We start from the raw sequence: 18323 nt of genomic DNA on the forward strand, positions 1-18323 counted from the left end.
CGCACGGGCCGACATCGTCCCCTCTCATCCCGAGGCCGCGAAAGCGGAACCCGGGATGACATCGAGGGTGTCAGGTCCGTCGAACGGGCTTCAAGCTCGACGATCATCGGGCAGACGTCAGTCGCCCCCCGCCGAGCCGGTGCAGGGCCACCGCTCCCGCCACCGCGACGTTGAGCGAATCGACCCCCGGCGCCATCGGGATCGCGACCCTTTGGGCGCGGGCCATCAGCGCCTCGGGCAGGCCGGGGCCTTCGGTGCCGAGCAGCAGGAGTGAGCGGGGCAGGGGCGGCAGGGTCGCGATGTCCTCGCCCCGGGGCGAGAGGGCGACGGGCGTCAGCGCATGGCGCGCGCAGAGATCCAGCAGGTCGTCGCCGGTGGGGAGCCGGCCGAAGGGAACGGTGAGGCTCGTCCCGGCCGAGACCCGGATCGCCTTGCGGTAGAGCGGATCGCAGGTCCCGGCGTCGAGGAGCACCGCGTCGGCGCCGAAGGCGGCGGCGTTGCGGAAGATCCCCCCGACATTGTCGTGGTTGGCCAGCCCCACGAGGCCGACGAGCAGGGCCGGGCCCGGCGGCACCAGGGCGTCGGGCGGCGGCTCCTCGCCGCGCAGGCCCACCGCCAGCACGCCGCGATGGATCGGAAAGCCCGCCACCGCCCCCATCACGCCCTTGGCGGCGAGGTAGACCGGGGCGTCGAGGCCGGCCAAAGCCGGCGCCAGCCCCGGCCAGCGCTCGGGCGCGAGCAGCACCGATTCGATCCGGAACCGGGCGTGTCCAGAGAGCAGCACGCGGAGCACCACCTCGCCCTCGGCGATGAACCGGCGCTCGCGCCCGACGAGGTCGCGCTCGCGCATCCGCGTATAGGCGGCAAGGCGCGGGTCGTCGGGATCGTCGATCGGGAGGGGCGTCATCGCGCCCCGGATAGCATCACCCCTTGCGGGCGGCCAGCGGATCGGATTCGGCCCTGGTCGGCACCTTCACCAGGGCCTCGCCGTCGAGCACCGTCTCGCCGTTGACCGCGCAGATGCAGGTCAGCCGGGCGCGGCGGCGGTCGGGCACCAGCTCGGCCACCGACACCGTGACGTCGACCGTGTCGCCGATGCGCACCGGCGCGCGGAAATTGAGGCTCTGGCTGATGTAGATCGCGCCCGGCCCGGGCAGGCGGGTGCCGAGCACCGCCGAGATCAGCCCGGCGGTGTAGAGGCCGTGGGCGATGCGGGTGCCGAACGGCGTGCGGGCGGCGAAGTGCTCCGAGAGGTGGATCGGGTTGCGGTCGCCGGTGATCTCGGCAAAGCCGACCACGTCGGAGGCCGCGATGGTCTTCGACAGCGTCTCGGACAGGCCGACGCTCAGGTCCTCGAAGTACAGCACGCGCAGTTCGGGCATCATCGGCGTCGCTCCCGGTCGATTCTCGTGCCGCGGCCGAGGCGGCCGCGCGCGCGCGGCGCCGCAATCCCGGCCCGGGTTCCCGGGGGTCGCACGGGAGGGGGGCGGAAATCCAGTGGCGAAAGGTCGGACAGCCCAAAGGAGGAGACGCCGCGGGACGAGGCGCCGTGGACCGGGTTCACGCGCCGGCCCCGGGGCGCCGCGATGGATCGGACCGTCGAGCGCCCGGTGCCGTGCGCGTTCCGTCGGCTCGCCGAGACCGTCTTCTGGACTTTCTCCTTCCGCAACGTCGTCGCCTGTCGATCCGTCCCGTCTGGCGATCTTCTGCGGTCATGACTTGGACTTATCTTTATGGCGCCAGGATTGGAGGAGGCGGGCGTTTTAATTAAATTTTAGCGATATCTGGAGGAAGGATGTGAGGTCTTCCGAAGCGATCACCAGCGGTCCCCGTCATGCGCATGTCCCTGAAGAGCAGCCTGAGCGGCCTGTTCGGGATCCTCCTGTTGCTGTCCCTGTCGCAGGGCGCCGTCTCCCTGTGGAAGCTCGACGCGATCGAGAGCCGCATCGCCACCCTCGCCGACGACGCGATGCCGTCGATCACCGAGGCGCATGCCCTCAACACCCTGGTGATGCGCGCCCGGCTCTGGCAGTTCCGCTTCATCACGGCGGAGGGCGAGGCCGAGAAGGCGCTCTCGGCCAAGAGCTTCGCCGAGATGGACGCCGCGCTCGACGCCGGCATGGCGCAGTACCGCAGGCTGATCAGCTCCGCCGCCGAGCGGGAGATCTTCGATGACGTCACGGACAAGCTCGCGGCGTTCCGGGCCGACTGGGCCCGCCTCAAGGCGCTCCCGAGCCAGGCCGAGATCGACGCCTTCTTCCGTGGGCCGATGAACAAGACCTACCGGGCGATGATCGACACGACGACGAAGCTCGTCGGCCTCAACGTCGCCGCCGGCAAGGCGGCGGGCGAGGCGGCCCGGGCCGAGCGGGTGGAGGCCACCCGCACCACCGTGGCGATGTTCTCCGTCTCCGTCCTCGTCACCCTGGCGGCGGTGCTGTTCTGCCTTCTCGGCGTCGTCCGGCCGCTCGGCCGCATGACCGGGGCGATGCGCCGCCTCGCCGAGGGCGATGCCGGGACCGCGATCCCCGGCGCCGCCCGCCGGGACGAGCTCGGAGCGATGGCAGGGGCGCTGGCGGTGTTCCGCGACAACCTGATCCGCACCCGCCGCCTGGAGGAGGAGACCGCGCTCGCCCGGGCCGGGGCGGAGGCGCAGCGCCGGCAGGCGATGCGCGAGATGGCCGACGCCTTCGAGCGGGCGGTCGGCGGCATCGTCGGTGCCGTCACCGCCGCGGCGACCGAACTGCAGGCCACCGCCCAGACCATGACCGCCACCGCGCAGGAGACCGCCGGCCAGTCGAGCGGCGTCGCCGCGGCCGCCGCGCAGGCCGCCGCGAATGTCGGCACCGTCGCGGCGGCGGCCGAGGAACTGGGGGCCTCGGTTCAGGAGATCGGCCGCCAGGTCGACGGCTCGGCGCGGCTCGCCGGCGCCGCCGTCCGGGAGGCCGGCGAGAGCGCGGCCCAGGTCCGGGCGCTGACCGAGGCGACCGCCCGCATCGGCGACGTGGTCGGGCTGATCTCGTCGATCGCCGCCCAGACCAACCTGCTCGCGCTCAATGCCACGATCGAGGCGGCCCGGGCCGGCGCGGCGGGCCGCGGCTTCGCGGTGGTGGCGGCGGAAGTCAAGGAACTCGCCGGCCAGACCGCGAAGGCCACCGAGGAGATCACCGGCCAGATCGCGGCGATCCAGGCCTCGACCGGCCAGGCGGTCGGCGCGATCGGGGCGATCACCGCCCGGATCTCGGAGATCTCGACCGTGGCCACCTCGATCGCGGCGGCGGTCGAGGAGCAGGGCGCGGCGACGCAGGAGATCGTGCGCAACGTCTCCGAGGCCGCGTCCGGCACCGGCGAGGTGACGACGACCATCGCCGGCGTCGCCCGGGCCGCGGACGAGACCGGCGCGGCGGCGAGCCAGGTGCTGGGGGCGGCGAGCGAGCTGTCGCGCCAGTCCGAGCACCTCTCGGCCGAGGTGGCGCGCTTCCTCGACACGGTGCGGGCGGCCTGAGCCGCCCGGTTCCAGCCGATTCTCGAACCAATTCGTCGGTCGCGCCGCCCTGGACCACCGGGGCGGCGCTCGCCGTTTCGGCCCCGGTCAGTTCAGCGCCTGCGGGTCGGCCTCGGTCAGGAAGGCGGCGACCTCGCGGAAGAACTGCATCCGGTTCTTCTCCATCATGACCGTGTGGGTGCCCTCGCCGAGTTCGACGAAGCGTCGGTAGGGCGCGCGGGTGAGCCGGGCGAAGTATTCCTGCGCCTGGTAGCTCGGCAGGTCGGCGTCCCACTCGGCGTGGATGACCAGCGTCGGCACCCGGATCTCGCCGGGATCGTAGAGCGGCTTGCCGGCCTGCCAGTAATCCTGCGCATCCGCCACGACGCCGTTCGGCGCGCGCAACACCGGCGGCGCTTGCGCGGCGCCGGCTTTGTCGGTCGCGAAGGTGGCGTCGGCCCATTGCTCGAACCAGCCGGGCGGGATCAGCGCCGCCTGCTTGTCCTCCGGCACGCCCTTGAGCCAGCGCGCCTTCGCGCTGTCCCGGCTCACGCTCCGGTAGGCCCCGAGCGCGCCGCCGCCGGCGCCGATGAGCGAGGGCGTGCGCGAGAGCCATTGCGGCGCGTAGAGGACGAGGCGGTTGACCTTGTCGTTGTGGGTGCTGGTGTAGAGCCCCATCGTCGAGGTGCCCCAGGACCAGCCCATCAGGTCGATCTTGTCGACGCCGCGCCGCTGGCGGATGAAGTCGACGACCTGGCCGACGATCGCGGCGGCGTCCTTCGTCCGCATGAAGGGCTGTCCGTCGGCGGCCGGGCGGCTCATCGCCGCCGGACGGCCCGAGAGCCCGTAGCCCGGCAGGTCGACGAGGTAGACGTCGAAGCCGAGGCCCGCCAGGTACTCCATCATCGACAGGCCGGCGAGCGGCAGGTCGAAGGCGGTCGAGGCCGGGTAGGTCGCGCCGTGGACGTAGAGCAGGATGCGGTCGGCCGCGAAACGCTCCGTTCCGGCCGGGCGCTTGTTGCGCACGTAGATCGAGACGCCGTCCTCCGGGCCAGGCAGGCGGAACTCTTCCGTGTGGAGCGCCGGCCGGTCCGGCGAGGCCTGCGGCGCGGAGTCGGGGGCTGCCGCGGCCTGCGGGATCGCCGCGAGGGCGCCGAGGCCGGCGAGGACGAGCCGGCGGGGCACCCGCCCCGGCCCGGATGCGGTTGACCGTGATGAACGCGGCATGGCGTGTTCCTCCCTCCCGCCTGTCGTCGGCGGGTAGCCCCAGTCAAGCCGGCGCCGCCCGTCGGCACAACCGCCGGTGGGGCATGGCGCGGATGCGGCCCCCTCTGGCGCAAGCCCCTCTGGTCCAGCCCACTTTGGCCCAGCCCCCTGGCTCATGCCGCCCGATCGGGGCATAGACGCCGCGTCCTGCCGCTGCCGTGCGAGCCCGCTCCCCGTGACCTCCTCCGACACCGATCCCGGCCTGCGCGAGACCGTGGCCTCCGTCGCCCTGCTCAATCTCGGCTATTTCGGGGTCGAGGCGGCGGTGGCTCTGGCGATCGGCTCCGTCGCCCTGGTGGCCGACAGCGTCGATTTCCTGGAGGATGCGGCGCTCAACCTCCTGATCGTCGCCGGCCTCGGCTGGCGGCCCGCCGCGCGGGCGCGGCTCGGTGCGGCGATGGCCGGCATCCTGCTGCTCCCGGGGCTGGCGGCCGCCTGGACCGCCTGGCAGAAGATCGGCGCCTTCACGGCCCCGGCGCCTTTGCCGCTGACCCTGACGGGTCTCGGTGCGCTCGCGGTCAACCTCGCCTGCGCGGCGATGCTGGCCCGCCACCGCGAGGGGCGCGGCAGCCTGACCCGGGCGGCCTTCCTGTCGGCCCGCAACGATGCGGTGGCCAACGTCGCCATCGTGGCGGCCGGGCTCGTCACCGCCGCCACCCTGTCGCGATGGCCCGGCTTCGCGCCCTGGCCCGACCTGGTGGTCGGCCTCGGCATCGCGGTGATGAACGCGGAGGCCGCCCGGGAGATCTGGCAGGCCGCCGCGGCCGAGCGCCGGGCGGCGCGCGAGGGGGGGTGAGATGGGCGGGGATCGGGGCTCGATTCACACGACGACGAGAGGACTGCTCGCGACCGAGCCTGTGTGAAAACTCGGACACGCCCTGAACTTACGGAACAATCTTCCTCGCTGCAGCCATCCGAGCATCCTGGGTGGCCGCCGAGGTGCCGACAGGATGCCCCTGCCGGGTTGCCCAGCGTGCGCGGGGGGAAATTCTTCTGCAAACCCTGCGGTTTCACGCAGCCTCGACCCGTTGCAGACGAGCAGCCCCTTTGCCGGTAGAGCGTCCCGTATGACGGACCACACGAGCATCCATGTGCGGCGCGCCGATCATGTCGGCTTCGCGGTCGGCTCCCTCGACGAGGCACTTCGGTTCTGGATCGATGGGCTCGGCGCACGCCTCGTGCGGACGGGCGAGATGGAGGGCGAGTTCCTCGGTCAGGTCACCGGAGCGCATGGGGCGAAGGTGCGCCTAGCGATCGTTTCGCTGGCGGATCAGACCATCGAACTCCTGGAGTATCAGGGTCCGGACCGACCAAGCGTGCCAGCCAAGCCGTTCGACCCAGGCTTCGCGCATCTGGCCCTTGTGGTCGATGACATCGACGCGCTCCTGGTGCGGATCGCCGCCCACGGCTGGAAGGCGCAAGGTACGCCGCAGCCGATCGCGAGCGGTGCGCGGGCTGGAACGCGGGTGATCTACGCTGTCGGTCCTGACGGCGCGACGATCGAATTCATGCAGCCGCCAGCGACCGCCCAGGATCACTGATCCCGCTGGGCGAGGGCCCGCTTCCCACCTCCAGCGGTCCTTCATACGGCCAGCCCAACCAAGGAGCGGCCCTACGAACCCGGCTCCGCCGCCCCGTCGGCCTCCCGCCCGATCATCTCCCGCAGGGCCGCCCCGGTCGGCCCGGCGAGGACGTCGGCGAGGGTGAAGCGGTCGAGTTCGCGCACGAAGCTCCGCTCGGCCGCGTCGAGGGCGTGCTTGAGCAGGCAGCGGCCGGCGAGCGGGCAGGGGCCGCGGGCGCATTCGACGAGGCAGCCGAGACCTTCGAGTTCCGCCACCACGGCGCCGAGCCGCACCGCCTCCGGCGGCAGGGCCAGGCGCACGCCGCCGGCGCGGCCCTGCCGCGCCTCGATGTAGCCGGCGCCGGCGAGCCCCCGCGCCACCTTCTGGAGATGGTGCAGCGACACCCCGAAGGCGCGGGCGACGGCCGGCGTCGTCGTCCAGGCGCCGGCCTCCACCGCCGCGAGGTAGAGCAGCAGGCGCAGCGACAGGTCGGTGTAGAGCGAGAGCCGCAGGGGTGCCGTCCTTCCTTCGCGGCCGTCCGTGCCTTCGCGGCCGTCCTTGGCGGATGCCGCCCCGCTGCCCGCCCCCGGGCCGTCGGGACCGCGCGGTCGCTCCCGGCCGAAGCGCGGCCGTCGCGGGGCGCCAGCCTATCGTATGTCGGGCCGGCCGAGAAAGCCACGGGCACGGTTGTATCGTGGCCGAGCGGATGCAACCTCGCGACCACGGCCGCAGCGGAGGACCGGCCGCCGGCATGCGCTGACGCAAGCGGGCGCCAGTCGATGGTGGCATAATCTGGTAATTTTCATACTTGTTTGAAGCGAGAGGGAAAATCGCGTTCGATAAACATTTGCGAGGGCGGGGATTGTCGGGTCGGCCTAGTCAATCGTCACCGGGCCCCGATCGGCAGGGCCGGCCGGTGGGCTCCGGAGATTCGGTCCGGAGGCCCCCTCACACATTGGGGCAACCCGTGCCGCACTACTTCTTCGACATCAACGACCACGACCTGTCGCATCGCGACGACGAGGGCAGCGACTGGCCGAGCCGCGAGGCCGCCCAGGCCCATGCCATGCGGATCCTGGCCGACATCGCCCGCGACGAGGCCCGCCGCCAGGACCGGCTCCACCTGTTCGTGACCATCCGCGACGAGCGCCGCACCGTCCTCGCCATCGCGTCCCTGGCCGTCGCCTGCACCTGGCTGGATTGACCCTGGCTGGATTGAGTCTGACTGGATCGAGCCCCATCGGATCGGCCGATGGTCCCTCGCGGCCCGGCACATACCGTCGCGCCCCGAAACCGCCCTCCCGGCGGACCGTTACCCCCGCGCTTTAACCCATGTTGGCAGCGAGGCGACGTGACGGACCGGCCGATCGAGGACTACGCCATCATCGGCGATACCTGCACGACGGCGCTCGTCGCCCGGGACGGGTCGATCGACTGGCTGTGCTGGCCCTGCCACGACAGCCCGGCCGTCTTCCTGCGCCTCCTCGACGAGGAGAAGGGCGGGGCCTGCGAGATCCTGCTCGAGGGGTTGCGCGAGACGCATCGGCGCTACCGGCCCGGCACCACCATCCTGGAGACCACCTTCGTCACCGCGACCGGCCGCCTGACGCTCACCGATCTCATGCCGCTGCACCCGCTCGACGCGGTCCCGGACGAGGGCCCGGACGGCGCGCCCCACGGCCGGATCCTGCGCCTCGCCACCTGCGAGGCCGGCACGGTGACCGGCCGCTTCCGGGTCCGCTCGACCTTCGACTACGCCCGCGACGGCGCCGTCCTCGACGCGGAAGCGGGCGGGACGGTCCTGTGCCGGCGGCTCTCGAAGCCCGAGGGCGTGCGCGTCGCCGCCACGGTGCCGCTGACGATCGCCGGCGACCGGGTCGAGGCGGCATTCTCCTTGGCGGCCGGGGAGGGGGCGACGCTGGTCCTCTCCCACCGCGAGGACGACGACGGCGATATCGGGCAGGCCGCCGCGAGCCTGTCGGCGACGGAACGCTACTGGCAGGAATGGTCCGGCCGCTGCACCTATGACGGGCCGCACCGCGACGACGTCGTGCGCAGCGCACTCGTGCTCAAGCTCCTGACCCACGCCCCCTCCGGCGGGATCATCGCGGCCGCCACCACCAGCCTGCCGGAGGCGGTGCCGGGCACCCGCAACTTCGATTACCGCTACGTCTGGATGCGGGATGCGAGCTTCACCGTCACGGCCTTCGTCAATCTCGGCTACCTGCGCGAGGCGGCGGAGTTCCTGCGCTTCCTGCGCGACGCCGACGGGACCCGCGGCCGCGACCTGGAACTGATGTACGGCATCAACGGGCGCGTACCCGAGGAGGAGATCCTCGACCACCTGCGCGGCTGGCGCGGCTGCGCGCCGGTGCGGATCGGCAACGCGGCCTCGGGCCAGCACCAGTACGACATCTACGGCGAGTTCCTGGTGGCGCTCCACGCCTTCCTCGACGCCGTCGACTACGACCCGCCGGTGAAGGTCAACGACCATCTGCCCGAGGTGCTCGGGCACCTCACCGATCACGTCATCCGCTGCCGCCACGCCGCCGATCACGGCATCTGGGAACTGCGCGACGAGACGCGCCAGATCCTGCACACCAAGGGCATGCTCTGGGTCGCCCTCGACCGGGCGGTGCAGATCGCCGGGGTCCTCGACGTGGCGGCGCCCGAGCGGGTCGAGGAATGGCGAAGGGCCGCCGCCGAGATCCGGGCCGAGTACCACGAGAAGGGCTGGAACGCCCACGTCGGGGCCTACACCCAGTCTTATGGCTCCGACGACCTCGACGCGGCGGTTTTGCGCACGGTGCTGTTCGGCGCGTTCGACGCCGGGTCGCCCCGGGTCGCGGCGACGCTTCGTGCGGTGAGCGAAGGCCTCGGCGACGGCGACCTGATCTACCGCTACCGCAACGCCGACGGGTTCGAGCACCCGGAGGCGACCTTCGCGGCCTGCGCCTTCTGGCGCGTCGGCTGCCTGGCGCTCGCCGGGCGCACGGAGGAGGCCGAGCCGCTCTTCGCGCGGCTGCTGGCGCGGGGCAACGACCTCGGGCTGTTCGCCGAGGAGATCGACGCCGGGACGGGCGAGCAGCGCGGCAACGTCCCGCAAGGGTTCACCCACATGGCGATCATCAACCACGCGGTCCGCCTCGACCGGGCGGCGCGGCACGCCGAGGCGCAGGCCCGCGGGACGATGACGGACGAGCCGTGCCGGTGGGCGGTGGGCGCCTGAGCGCCGGAGTGAGCGGCGGCGGAGGAAGAGCCGTCCCGGGGGGTGGGCACCGCCGCCCGAATTTGCTCTAAGGCTCGGATGGGCGCCCCGCGGGCGCCCCGACCGATCCGAAGCCTCCTATCCGGGAACCCAAGTCGTGGCGGGCGAGCCGTACTTCATCACCACCGCCATCTCGTACCCCAACGGGGTGCCGCATATCGGGCATGCCTACGAGGTGATCGCCGCCGATGCCATCGCGCGCTTCAAGCGCCTCGACGGTTACGACGTGTTCTTCACCACCGGCACCGACGAGCACGGCCTCAAGATCCAGCAGACCGCCGCCAAGGCCGGGATCAGCCCGCGCGCCTTCGTCGACGATATGGCGCCGCGCTTCCGCGCCATGGCCGAGCGGCTCGACTGCTCGTTCGACCGCTTCATCCGCACCACCGATGCCGACCACATCGCCTCCGCTCAAGCCCTGTGGCGCCGGATGGAGGAGAACGGCGACATCTACCTCGCCAAGTATGCCGGCTGGTACTCGGTCCGCGACGAGGCCTATTACGACGAATCCGAGCTCGTCACCTCAGCCGACGGCAGCCGCCGGGCCGAGAAGACCGGCACGCCGGTCGAGTGGGTCGAGGAGGAGAGCTATTTCTTCCGGCTCTCGGCCTATGGCGAGCGCCTGCTCGCCCTCTACGAGGCGAACCCGGACTTCATCGGCCCCGATTCGCGCCGCAACGAGGTGACGAGCTTCGTCCGCTCCGGCCTCCAGGATTTATCCGTCAGCCGCACCACCTTCGACTGGGGCGTCCCGGTGCCGGGCAACCCGGCCCACGTGATGTATGTCTGGGTCGACGCGCTGACCAACTACATCACCTCCTGCGGCTTTCCCGACGAGGGCGACCCGCGCTGGCGCCACTGGCCGGCCGACCTCCACGTCATCGGCAAGGACATCATCCGTTTCCACGCGGTCTACTGGCCGGCCTTCCTGATGTCGGCCGGTCTCCCGGTGCCCAAGCGCGTCTTCGGTCACGGCTTCCTCCTCAACAAGGGAGAGAAGATGTCGAAGTCGGTCGGCAACGTCGTCGACCCGGTGGGGCTGGCCGACATCTACGGCGTCGATCCCCTGCGCTACTTCGTGCTGCGCGAGGTGCCGTTCGGCCAGGACGGCAGCTACTCGCACGAGGCGATCGTCAACCGGCTCAATGCCGACCTCGCCAACGACCTCGGCAACCTCGCCCAGCGCTCGCTGACCATGATCGCCCGCAATTGCGGGGGGCAGGTGCCTCAGGCCGGCGAGCCGGCCGCCGCCGACCGGGCGCTGCTGGCGCTCGCCGACGCGCTGCCGGAGAAGGCGAGGGGGCTGATGCAGGATCTCGCCCTGCACGCGGTGCTCGCCGAGATCTGGGCCGTGGTGGCGGAGGCCAACCGCTACTTCGCCGGTCAGGAGCCGTGGGCCCTGCGCAAGACCGACCCGGCCCGGATGGAAGCAGTGCTCTACACCACCGCCGAGGTGCTGCGGGCGGTCGGCATCCTGGTCCAGCCCTTCATCCCGAACGCCGCCGCGCGGCTCCTCGACCTGCTGGCGGTGGCGCCGGACGCGCGCAAGCTCGCCGATGTCGGGCCGGAGCATCGCCTCGTGCCCGGCACGAGCCTGCCGGCGCCGAGCCCGATCTTCCCGCGCTACGTGGAGCCCGAGGCGTGAGCCTGGTCGACAGCCATTGCCACCTCGACTCGCCCGGCCTCGCCGAGCGGCTGCCCGAGGTGCTGGCCCGCGCCAAGGCCGCCGGGATCGACCGGATGGTGACGATCTCGACCCGTGTCGCCCGGTTCGAGACCTACCGGGCCCTGAGCGAGGCCCACCCGGAGGTTTTCTTCACGATCGGCACCCACCCGCATCAGGCGGGCGAGGAGCCGGACGTGCCGGCGAGCGAGATCGTCGCCCTGTCGCGCCATCCGCGCTGCATCGGCATCGGCGAGGCGGGGCTCGACTACCATTACGACACCGCGCCCCGGGACGTTCAGCAGAAGGTCTTTCGCACCCACATCGCGGCCGCGCGCGAGAGCGGGCTGCCGCTCGTCATCCACGCCCGCGAGGCGGACGAGGACGTCGGCCGCATCCTCACCGAGGAGATGGCGCGCGGGCCGTTCAAGGCGGTGCTGCACTGCTTCTCGTCGGGGCGGCGGCTGGCCGAGATCGGGGTCGAGCTCGGCCTCTCTATCTCGTTCTCCGGCATCGTCACCTTCCGCAACTCGGACGAGATCCGGTCGATCGCCAAGGGAGTGCCGCACGAGCGCCTTCTGGTCGAGACCGACGCGCCCTATCTGGCGCCGGTGCCGCATCGGGGCCGGCCGAACGAGCCGGCCTTCGTCGCCGACACCGCCCGGGTGCTGGCCGAGACCGTGGGGCTTGCCCCCGACGCGCTGGCAAGCCTCACCACCGCCAATTTCGATCGCCTGTTCGACAAGGCCGCCGCGCACAGCCGAGGGCTCTGACCGCATGCCGACCCTGACCCTTCGCATCCTGGGCTGCGGCTCCTCGGGCGGCGTGCCGCGGGTCGGCTATGGCTGGGGCGCCTGCGACCCGGCCGATTCGCGCAACCGGCGCCGACGCTGCTCGCTCCTGGTCGAGCGCCGGGACGCGGAAGACCAGGCGACCACCGTTCTCGTCGACACCTCGCCGGACCTGCGCGAGCAGCTCCTCGACGCCGGGGTGCAGCGCCTCGACGGCATCCTGTTCACCCATTCCCACGCCGACCACACCCACGGCATCGACGACGTGCGCCCGCTGGTGATCCACATGCGCCGGCGCATCCCGGTCCATGCCGATGCGGACACCTCGGCCTTGCTGCGCGCCCGCTTCGCCTATTGCTTCACCTCGCGGGAAGGCAGCCTCTACCCGCCGATCCTCGACCTGCACGCGCTCGAGACCGGCACGCCGGTGACCGTCGCGGGCCCGGGCGGGACGGTGACGGCGACCGCCTTCACGATGGAGCACGGGCCCGAGGAGAAGGCGTTGGGCTTCCGCTTCGCCGATGCGGCCTACGCGCCCGACGTCAGCACCATGCCCGACGCGGCCAAGGCCCGTTTGCGCAACCTCGACCTCCTGATCGTCGATGCGCTGCGCGACTCGCCCCATCCGACCCATTTCTCGGTGTCCGACGCCCTGGCGCTGATCGAGGAGGTGGCGCCGCGCCGCGCCATCCTGACCAACCTCCACACCGACCTCGATTACGAGACCTTGCGCCGGCGCCTGCCGCCCGGGGTGGTGCCGGCCTATGACGGGCTGTCGGTGACGGTCGACGGCTGATCCGCCGGCCGGAGATGGACCGCGAGCCAGAGCGTCGGTTCGTCGGGGCTGGTCCACTCGACCCGGTGGCGCAGCCGCGCCGGGATCAGCAGGTGGTCGCCGGGGCTAAGCCGCCGGGGCGCCGTCTCGCCGTGCAGGTGCAGGCCGGCGCTCCCTGAGAGCAGCACGACCCATTCGTCCCAGGGCTGGTCGTACCAGAAGCCCGGCGGGCTGGCCTGGCCGGTCGAGACGATCCGCTCGATGCGAGCGTGCGGGGTTTGGGCCAGGAGGTCGACCCGTTCATCGGGCTGAGGCGTGGCGGGCAGGCCGGAAAAGAGGTTGGCGGTCGGTGGGTACACCGGTTCAGAGGTCATGTTTCGCCCAGATCGCTGCGACCTCCTCGTCGCTGGCGAACTCGCCCCGCTCGGCCTGCGCGAGGGACGTGGCGAACGACGCCTTCTCCTCGGGGCTGAGAACGACGAGGCTCCGCTCGTCGTCGATGACGGCCAGCATGGCACGAGCGACATCGTCCTGCGCTTGCGAGCGGACGCGCGCGACGGCTTCTTCGAGAAGGTCGGTCATAACCGGCATCCTGCACCTGATTCGCGTCGGACAGAAGGATATCCGAAGCACGGGCCGACGGGCCTCGGACACGCCCGGAGAATACTCCCGTCAGGCCCCACTCGGCATTCTGGTTCCATAAGATTCCTTATGCGAATTGCGGATCATGGCTCCGTGCGGGGGGATCGGGCGAGCGGACCGGCCCCTCGCCCGGCGACGATGGACGCGACTCGGCCTTCGGGACGGAACGCCCCGAAAACCGTGTCGCCCCCAAAGCCGCGTCGCCTGGACGGTTCAGCGCGGTCCACCGCCCCGGCGCATCGCGATCTCCTGTCCCTCCTGCTGGAGCGCGCCGGACGGGGCCAGGCTCTCGTTCGGGATCGGGGTCATGCCCTCGTGCGCGGTGCGCGATTCCGGCCGGTCGGCGGCCGGATCGCCGGCCTCCCGCCGCAGCGCCAGGGCGCGCCGGGCATGGGAGACCAGGCTGCCGCGGGCCTCGGCGGTGCGGCGGCGCTCCCGCTCCTTGTTGGCGCGCTTGACGGCCGAGGCGAGCAGCCCCGCCTTCTGCCGCGAGCCGGTGTCGTCCGAGGCCGGCCGCGCGCCCGAGGGCGCCGCCCGTCCGCGGATCTCGCGGCGCTGACGGTGGGCGATCCCGCGCGCCCGGTCCCGGCGCTCGCGCAGGCGGTGGATCAGGTCGTCGAGGTCGCGGTCGGCGATATCCTGGATGCGGGGATGATGCGACCGGCCGACGAGCTCGGCCTCGTCGGCGGTCAGCAGGCGGGCTTCCTGGCGGCTCGAGATGGTCACAGGGCTGCTCCGTCGATGCGTGGGCTGGGGCAGTCCGGAGCGCGGCTCGTTGGGCGCACCCCGTCCTCGTGCAGAGGAAGCCCAGGGAGAAAGCGTGGTTCCGCGGTGCTTGATCGTGACGCAGAGGCCGAAAATCCGGGATTAAGTGTCGATTTCGGGCGTCGCGCCCGGCGCGGCGCATCGTGAACAGCCTACCGGCTGCCAATGTGCGCGAGATGGTCTGACCAAAAGGTATCCGGACGCCAAGAATATCCGGACGAAGAGTCGTCCGCTCGACGAGGCGCATCTTCTTTCAGCGCGCTTTGAATGGTGCGACGGCCGGCAATTCGCGCGAGACAGGCATGCCATTGATGACGGAGTGGATGATACGTCGCCCATCCAGGCCGATGACGACATGCTCGCCCGGCTTCGCGTGCGTGATCGTGTCCGCGATGGCCTCGACTCGCTCCAGGATCAGGCGTCGCTTGTTGTATGGCAGGGCCACGACCGCGATGGAGCGGCCCTGGAGGCTCTGCTGATAGGCCATGTTCTTGTCGTTGGTGACGAGCACCGAGAAGCCGGCCTCCTCGATCGTCTTGAGCAATGCGCCGTTGCCGAGCGCTGCCCATGGTCGGGGAAAGCGGTTGGCGTCGATCCCGTGATCGCGCAAGGCCTGGACGAGCTGGCGTGGAACGCCCTCGTCGACGACCGTCTTCACGCCGCCCTCGGGCCGGCGACCGCCTGCGCGGCGAATTCGAGCACGGCCACGACGTCGTCCCGGTTCAAGGCCTCGTAGGTATCCAGGATCTCGTCCAGAGACAGGCCGTCGGCCAGGTTCTCGAACACGACCTCGACCGGCACGCGCGTGCCGCGAAAGACCCGGCGGCCCGCGAGGATGGCCGGGTTCGAGACCACGATGTCGTCCAGTGACTGGGGCGTGCCAGGCGATCGGGGGGGCGTCATCGTACGGCTCCTGCCGTGTCGCATGCGGGAGGTGCTGCTCCTGAGGTGCACGATAACCCCTTCCGGTACCTGCGTCAGGCCCCCGCCCCCGGCGCTTCGGTTTTACCGCACTACCTGATGCGCGTCGTCGGGACGCCTTCACGGGCGCAGCGCGCAACGAATGGCCCGAGACACGAGAACGCCGGCCCCTCGCGGGGCCGGCGCTCGCTTTCGTGACCGAAAGCCGGGATCAGCCGTTCTTGGTCTGCAGGCCGATCGCCACGAAGCGGGTGCCCTTGTCGTTCTTGATCCGCATCAGCACCGCCTTGCGGCCGTCGCTCTCCGCGGCGCGGATGCGACCGGCGACGTCGGACAGGGTCGAGACCGGCTGGCCGCCGACATCGAGGATGACATCGCCCTCCTGGATGCCCTTGGCCGCCGCCGGGCCGTCCGGATCGACGCCGACCACCGCGACGCCCTCCTGGCCGGCGCCGACCTGGGCCGCCGGGGCGAGGCTGAGGCCCAGCCGCGGCTGGCTGTCGCCGCGGCTGCCACCATTGTCGTTGGCGCTCGCCACCTTGGTGTCGTTCGGCAGCGTGCCGAGGGTCACCTGGGCGGTCTCGGTCTTTCCGCTCCGGACATAGGTGAGGTCCACCTTGGTGCCGGGCTTCAGCGAGGCGATCTTGCGCGACAGCTCGCGGGCATCGGTCACCGGCTCGCCGTTCACCGCCTGCACCACGTCGCCGGCCTTGAGCCCGGCCTTGGCGGCGGGCGTGCCGTCCTGGGCGCTGTTCACCAGCGCGCCCTTGGCCTTGTCGAGGCCGAGGCTGTCGGCGATGTCCTTCGTCACCGGCTGGATCTGGAGGCCGAGATAGCCGCGGGCGACCTTGCCGTCGGCGCGCAGCTGGTCGACCACCGCCTGCACCGTCTCCGAGGGAATCGCGAAGGCGAGGCCCACATTGCCACCCGACGGCGAGGCAATCGCGGTGTTCACGCCCACCACCTCGCCCTTGACGTCGAAGGTCGGCCCGCCGGAATTGCCCTTGTTGATCGGCGCGTCGATCTGCAGGAAGTCGTCGTAGGGGCCGGCGCCGATGTCGCGGCCGCGGGCCGAGACGATGCCGGCGGTGACCGTGCCCCCCAAGCCGAAGGGATTGCCGATCGCCACCACCCAGTCGCCGACCTGCGGCGCGCCGTGCGACAGCTTCACGTAGGGGAATGGTGCGCCGTCGGTGACCTTGAGCAGCGCCAGATCGGTCTTCGGGTCGGTGCCGATGATCTTGGCCGGCAGGGTGCGGCCGTCGTCGAGGGTCACTTCGACCGACTTGGCGTTGTTCACCACGTGGTTGTTGGTCACCACGTAGCCGTCGGCCGAGATGAAGAAGCCGGAGCCCTGCGCCGCGCCGCCGCCGTGGCGCTGCGGGCGCTGCATGCCGCCGGGCCCGCCCTCGCCGAAGCGGCGGAAGAAGTCGCGCAGCTGCGGCGGGACGTTCTGGAGGTTCGGCTGGCCGCCGCCCTCCTCGTCGTCCGAGGCGTCGTCCTTCAGCTTCACCTTCACCGAGACCACGCCCGGCTTCACCCGGTTGACGATCGGCGCGAAGCTGCCCGGCGGGTGCTCGGTCGTGGTGATCGGGGTCTGCGGCAGGGCCTGGGCGTAGGCCGGGGTGCTGGAGGGCAGGATGGCGGTGCCGAGCGCCCCGGTGGCGACGAGGGTGACGGCGGCCACGGAGGCGAGGGCCTTGCGGTGGAAGCGGCTGGGCTCGCGGCGGGTCTCGCGGGAAGTCTCGGTGGTCTGGGACATCGGTTTCTTGAGGCTCCGTGTGGCGAAGGCGGCGCTCGCTGCCGTTCGATGGGGCCATTATGGTCGGCGGGCCTGACTGCGCCGTGGCCCGTAGATTACGGTTTGGTCAGGCACCGGACGCCCGGCCGGGCCGAAGGGGCCGCGCCCCGGCCCCTCGCACCCCATCAGCCCCCGCACCCCAAGGATTCCCATGGACATCGCCGTCTCGGTCATCTCCCTGCTGCTGGTGCTCGTGCTGATCGCCCGGGGCGTGCCGGGCCGCAACCTGCTGGTCGCCCTCGCGGTGGCGCTCGCCGTGGTGGTGCTGGTCGTCGGCATCGAGCGGGCCGGCCTGTGGCCCGACTCGTTCCACACCCGCTGAAAGACGGACCCCCGATGACCGCCCTCCCCCTGGTGCTCTACCCGGACCCGCGCCTGCGCCTGGCCCCGCCCCCGGTTACGGTCTTCGACGAGGCCTTGCGGGCCGTCGCGGGCGACCTGCTCGACACGCTGCGGTCGGTCTCGGCGCTCGGCCTCACCGGCCCGCATGTCGGCGCGCCGGTGCGGGTGACCGTCATCCGGGCGACGCTCGACTTCGCGCCGCGGACCTACGTCAACCCGGAACTGGTCTGGGCCTCACCCGAGACCGCCCGCCACCGCGAGGGCAGCGTCTCGATGCCGGGCGTCGACGAGGAGGTCGAGCGCCCGGCCCGGGTGCGGGTCCGCTTCCACGACCTCGACGGCACGGCGCACGAGGCCGAGGAAGAGGGTTTCGCCGCCGCCTGCCTGCAGCACGAGATCGACCAGCTCGACGGCCTGTTCTGGATCGAGCGCCTGTCGCGCCTCAAGCGCGAGCGGGTGCTCAAGCGCTACGCCAAGCTGCGGCGCGGCTGACGCCGCCTGCCGGGACGCCTCGACCGAAGCCTTAACCGGGCCGGCCGCAGGGTGGCGCATCCCTGCCGCACCGGAACGGCGGACCCAGCCTGGCCGTTAACCCGGCAATCGGGCCGTCCCCGGCCCGAAACCCCTCGGACGAAAAGCCCCTCGGAAAGGATGCCGATGCGCCCCCTCCGGATTCTCCTGATCCCCGCCGCCCTGCTGGCGACGACGCTCGCGGCCTCCGCCCAGCCCAGCCCGTATGACCGCTACGGCCCGCGCGACATCGACGCCACCGGCACCGTCGGCGGCCGCGCGCCCTGGTCCGCGCCCTGGGTCTACGATACCGGCGGCGACAACGACCGCCGCCCCGAACTGCCCGCCTACCAGCAGGGCGGCGGCCAGCAGACCGGCGGCCCGGCCCGCAACCTGCTGCCGGATGACGGGCTGCACATCGTCCCGCGTTGAACGGAATCCCGGTGGCCGGCCACACGCGACACAACAGGACCGTTGCCGCGCGGCTCCGGTCCTTGCCACCTTCGACCTCATCCTGAGGTGTCGGTCGATCG

The 18323-nt window shown here is 71.7% G+C and carries 21 protein-coding genes; 11 read left to right on the top strand and 10 right to left on the bottom strand.

The features are described 5' to 3' along the window. Nucleotides 1–103 precede the first annotated feature (103 nt). Nucleotides 104–907: a TrmH family RNA methyltransferase gene (locus tag HBB12_RS07165; protein ID WP_236988708.1), complete on the bottom strand. Its 804-nt coding sequence runs from the start codon at nt 905–907 to the stop codon at nt 104–106. Nucleotides 908–923: 16 nt separating this feature from the next. Continuing rightward, on the bottom strand, nt 924–1385 hold the full coding sequence (croR, locus tag HBB12_RS07170) for a 3-hydroxybutyryl-CoA dehydratase (RefSeq protein ID WP_236988709.1): 462 nt from the start codon (nt 1383–1385) through the stop codon (nt 924–926). 449 nt (nt 1386–1834) lie between these two features. Between croR and HBB12_RS07175 the strand changes: the two genes are divergently transcribed. Continuing rightward, complete coding sequence (locus HBB12_RS07175) at nt 1835–3505, top strand: methyl-accepting chemotaxis protein (protein WP_236988710.1); 1671 nt, start codon at nt 1835–1837, stop codon at nt 3503–3505. Between the two features lie 87 nt (nt 3506–3592). Here HBB12_RS07175 and HBB12_RS07180 read toward each other — a convergent pair whose 3' ends face one another. Further along, complete coding sequence (locus HBB12_RS07180; RefSeq protein WP_236988711.1) at nt 3593–4711, bottom strand: alpha/beta hydrolase; 1119 nt, start codon at nt 4709–4711, stop codon at nt 3593–3595. 214 nt (nt 4712–4925) lie between these two features. On the opposite strand from HBB12_RS07180, the gene HBB12_RS07185 reads away from it, so the two are divergent. Together HBB12_RS07185 and HBB12_RS07190 are read left to right on the top strand one after the other, a co-directional pair. Next, a complete protein-coding gene (locus HBB12_RS07185) occupies nt 4926–5546 on the top strand; it encodes a cation efflux transmembrane domain-containing protein (protein WP_236988712.1) in 621 nt (206 codons plus the stop codon). Between the two features lie 271 nt (nt 5547–5817). Beyond that, nucleotides 5818–6291 carry a VOC family protein gene (locus tag HBB12_RS07190; RefSeq protein WP_236988713.1) on the top strand — a complete coding sequence of 158 codons (474 nt, stop codon included), beginning with the start codon at nt 5818–5820 and terminating at the stop codon, nt 6289–6291. Between the two features lie 71 nt (nt 6292–6362). On the opposite strand, the gene HBB12_RS07195 is transcribed toward HBB12_RS07190, so the two are convergent. After that, a complete protein-coding gene (locus HBB12_RS07195; protein ID WP_272913317.1) occupies nt 6363–6824 on the bottom strand; it encodes an RrF2 family transcriptional regulator in 462 nt (153 codons plus the stop codon). 455 nt (nt 6825–7279) lie between these two features. On the opposite strand from HBB12_RS07195, the gene HBB12_RS07200 reads away from it, so the two are divergent. The 5 genes from HBB12_RS07200 (at nt 7280) to HBB12_RS07220 (ending at nt 12830) form a co-directional block, all read left to right on the top strand. Then, nucleotides 7280–7516 (top strand): DUF6894 family protein, encoded by a 237-nt coding sequence (locus HBB12_RS07200; RefSeq protein ID WP_236988715.1) that lies wholly within the window; start codon nt 7280–7282, stop codon nt 7514–7516. A gap of 48 nt (nt 7517–7564) precedes the next feature. Then, nucleotides 7565–9541, top strand: coding sequence for a glycoside hydrolase family 15 protein (locus HBB12_RS07205; protein ID WP_272913252.1), 1977 nt, complete (start codon nt 7565–7567; stop codon nt 9539–9541). A gap of 136 nt (nt 9542–9677) precedes the next feature. Continuing rightward, nucleotides 9678–11225, top strand: coding sequence for a methionine--tRNA ligase (metG, locus tag HBB12_RS07210; RefSeq protein ID WP_236988717.1), 1548 nt, complete (start codon nt 9678–9680; stop codon nt 11223–11225). Next, on the top strand, nt 11222–12016 hold the full coding sequence (locus HBB12_RS07215) for a TatD family hydrolase (protein ID WP_236988718.1): 795 nt from the start codon (nt 11222–11224) through the stop codon (nt 12014–12016). The genes metG and HBB12_RS07215 overlap by 4 nt, the downstream gene beginning before the upstream one ends. Nucleotides 12017–12020: 4 nt before the next feature. Next, the gene (locus tag HBB12_RS07220; RefSeq protein WP_236988719.1) at nt 12021–12830 is read left to right on the top strand and encodes an MBL fold metallo-hydrolase; all 810 of its coding nucleotides are present in this window, start codon (nt 12021–12023) and stop codon (nt 12828–12830) included. Here HBB12_RS07220 and HBB12_RS07225 read toward each other — a convergent pair. From HBB12_RS07225 to HBB12_RS07250, 6 genes are all read right to left on the bottom strand, one after another. Then, the gene (locus tag HBB12_RS07225; protein WP_236988720.1) at nt 12797–13183 is read right to left on the bottom strand and encodes a cupin domain-containing protein; all 387 of its coding nucleotides are present in this window, start codon (nt 13181–13183) and stop codon (nt 12797–12799) included. The two genes, HBB12_RS07220 and HBB12_RS07225, sit on opposite strands and share 34 nt — an antisense overlap. Beyond that, nucleotides 13173–13391 (bottom strand): hypothetical protein, encoded by a 219-nt coding sequence (locus tag HBB12_RS07230; protein ID WP_236988721.1) that lies wholly within the window; start codon nt 13389–13391, stop codon nt 13173–13175. The genes HBB12_RS07225 and HBB12_RS07230 overlap by 11 nt, the downstream gene beginning before the upstream one ends. Before the next feature lie 273 nt (nt 13392–13664). Then, nucleotides 13665–14177 carry a hypothetical protein gene (locus HBB12_RS07235; protein WP_236988722.1) on the bottom strand — a complete coding sequence of 171 codons (513 nt, stop codon included), beginning with the start codon at nt 14175–14177 and terminating at the stop codon, nt 13665–13667. 292 nt (nt 14178–14469) lie between these two features. Further along, on the bottom strand, nt 14470–14874 hold the full coding sequence (locus HBB12_RS07240; protein ID WP_236988723.1) for a hypothetical protein: 405 nt from the start codon (nt 14872–14874) through the stop codon (nt 14470–14472). Next, nucleotides 14871–15119, bottom strand: coding sequence for a DUF433 domain-containing protein (locus tag HBB12_RS07245; protein WP_236988724.1), 249 nt, complete (start codon nt 15117–15119; stop codon nt 14871–14873). The genes HBB12_RS07240 and HBB12_RS07245 overlap by 4 nt, the downstream gene beginning before the upstream one ends. A 229-nt stretch (nt 15120–15348) precedes the next feature. Then, entirely contained in the window at nt 15349–16899 is a 1551-nt protein-coding gene (locus tag HBB12_RS07250; protein ID WP_236988725.1) for a Do family serine endopeptidase, read from the bottom strand. Nucleotides 16900–17089: 190 nt separating this feature from the next. On the opposite strand from HBB12_RS07250, the gene HBB12_RS07255 reads away from it, so the two are divergent. From HBB12_RS07255 to HBB12_RS07265, 3 genes are all read left to right on the top strand, one after another. Beyond that, nucleotides 17090–17260, top strand: a complete 171-nt coding sequence (locus tag HBB12_RS07255) for a hypothetical protein (RefSeq protein WP_236988726.1) — start codon at nt 17090–17092, stop codon at nt 17258–17260. 14 nt (nt 17261–17274) lie between these two features. Continuing rightward, a complete protein-coding gene (locus tag HBB12_RS07260) occupies nt 17275–17772 on the top strand; it encodes a peptide deformylase (RefSeq protein WP_236988727.1) in 498 nt (165 codons plus the stop codon). Nucleotides 17773–17937: 165 nt separating this feature from the next. Continuing rightward, nucleotides 17938–18222, top strand: a complete 285-nt coding sequence (locus HBB12_RS07265; protein WP_442919237.1) for a hypothetical protein — start codon at nt 17938–17940, stop codon at nt 18220–18222. Nucleotides 18223–18323 lie beyond the last annotated feature (101 nt).

The organism is Methylobacterium sp. SyP6R (assembly GCF_019216885.1).
Lineage (GTDB): Bacteria > Pseudomonadota > Alphaproteobacteria > Rhizobiales > Beijerinckiaceae > Methylobacterium.

Coding starts and splice junctions, on each gene's coding strand:
- HBB12_RS07180 (WP_236988711.1), bottom strand. CDS start 4,711: ATGCCGCGTTCATCACGGTCAACCGCATCCGGGCCGGGGCGGGTGCCC.
- HBB12_RS07190 (WP_236988713.1), top strand. CDS start 5,818: ATGACGGACCACACGAGCATCCATGTGCGGCGCGCCGATCATGTCGGC.
- HBB12_RS07175 (WP_236988710.1), top strand. CDS start 1,835: ATGCGCATGTCCCTGAAGAGCAGCCTGAGCGGCCTGTTCGGGATCCTC.
- HBB12_RS07230 (WP_236988721.1), bottom strand. CDS start 13,391: ATGACCGACCTTCTCGAAGAAGCCGTCGCGCGCGTCCGCTCGCAAGCG.
- HBB12_RS07255 (WP_236988726.1), top strand. CDS start 17,090: ATGGACATCGCCGTCTCGGTCATCTCCCTGCTGCTGGTGCTCGTGCTG.
- HBB12_RS07265 (WP_442919237.1), top strand. CDS start 17,938: ATGCGCCCCCTCCGGATTCTCCTGATCCCCGCCGCCCTGCTGGCGACG.
- HBB12_RS07165 (WP_236988708.1), bottom strand. CDS start 907: ATGACGCCCCTCCCGATCGACGATCCCGACGACCCGCGCCTTGCCGCC.
- HBB12_RS07225 (WP_236988720.1), bottom strand. CDS start 13,183: ATGACCTCTGAACCGGTGTACCCACCGACCGCCAACCTCTTTTCCGGC.
- HBB12_RS07220 (WP_236988719.1), top strand. CDS start 12,021: ATGCCGACCCTGACCCTTCGCATCCTGGGCTGCGGCTCCTCGGGCGGC.
- HBB12_RS07250 (WP_236988725.1), bottom strand. CDS start 16,899: ATGTCCCAGACCACCGAGACTTCCCGCGAGACCCGCCGCGAGCCCAGC.
- croR (WP_236988709.1), bottom strand. CDS start 1,385: ATGATGCCCGAACTGCGCGTGCTGTACTTCGAGGACCTGAGCGTCGGC.
- HBB12_RS07260 (WP_236988727.1), top strand. CDS start 17,275: ATGACCGCCCTCCCCCTGGTGCTCTACCCGGACCCGCGCCTGCGCCTG.
- HBB12_RS07245 (WP_236988724.1), bottom strand. CDS start 15,119: ATGACGCCCCCCCGATCGCCTGGCACGCCCCAGTCACTGGACGACATC.
- HBB12_RS07205 (WP_272913252.1), top strand. CDS start 7,565: ATGGTCCCTCGCGGCCCGGCACATACCGTCGCGCCCCGAAACCGCCCT.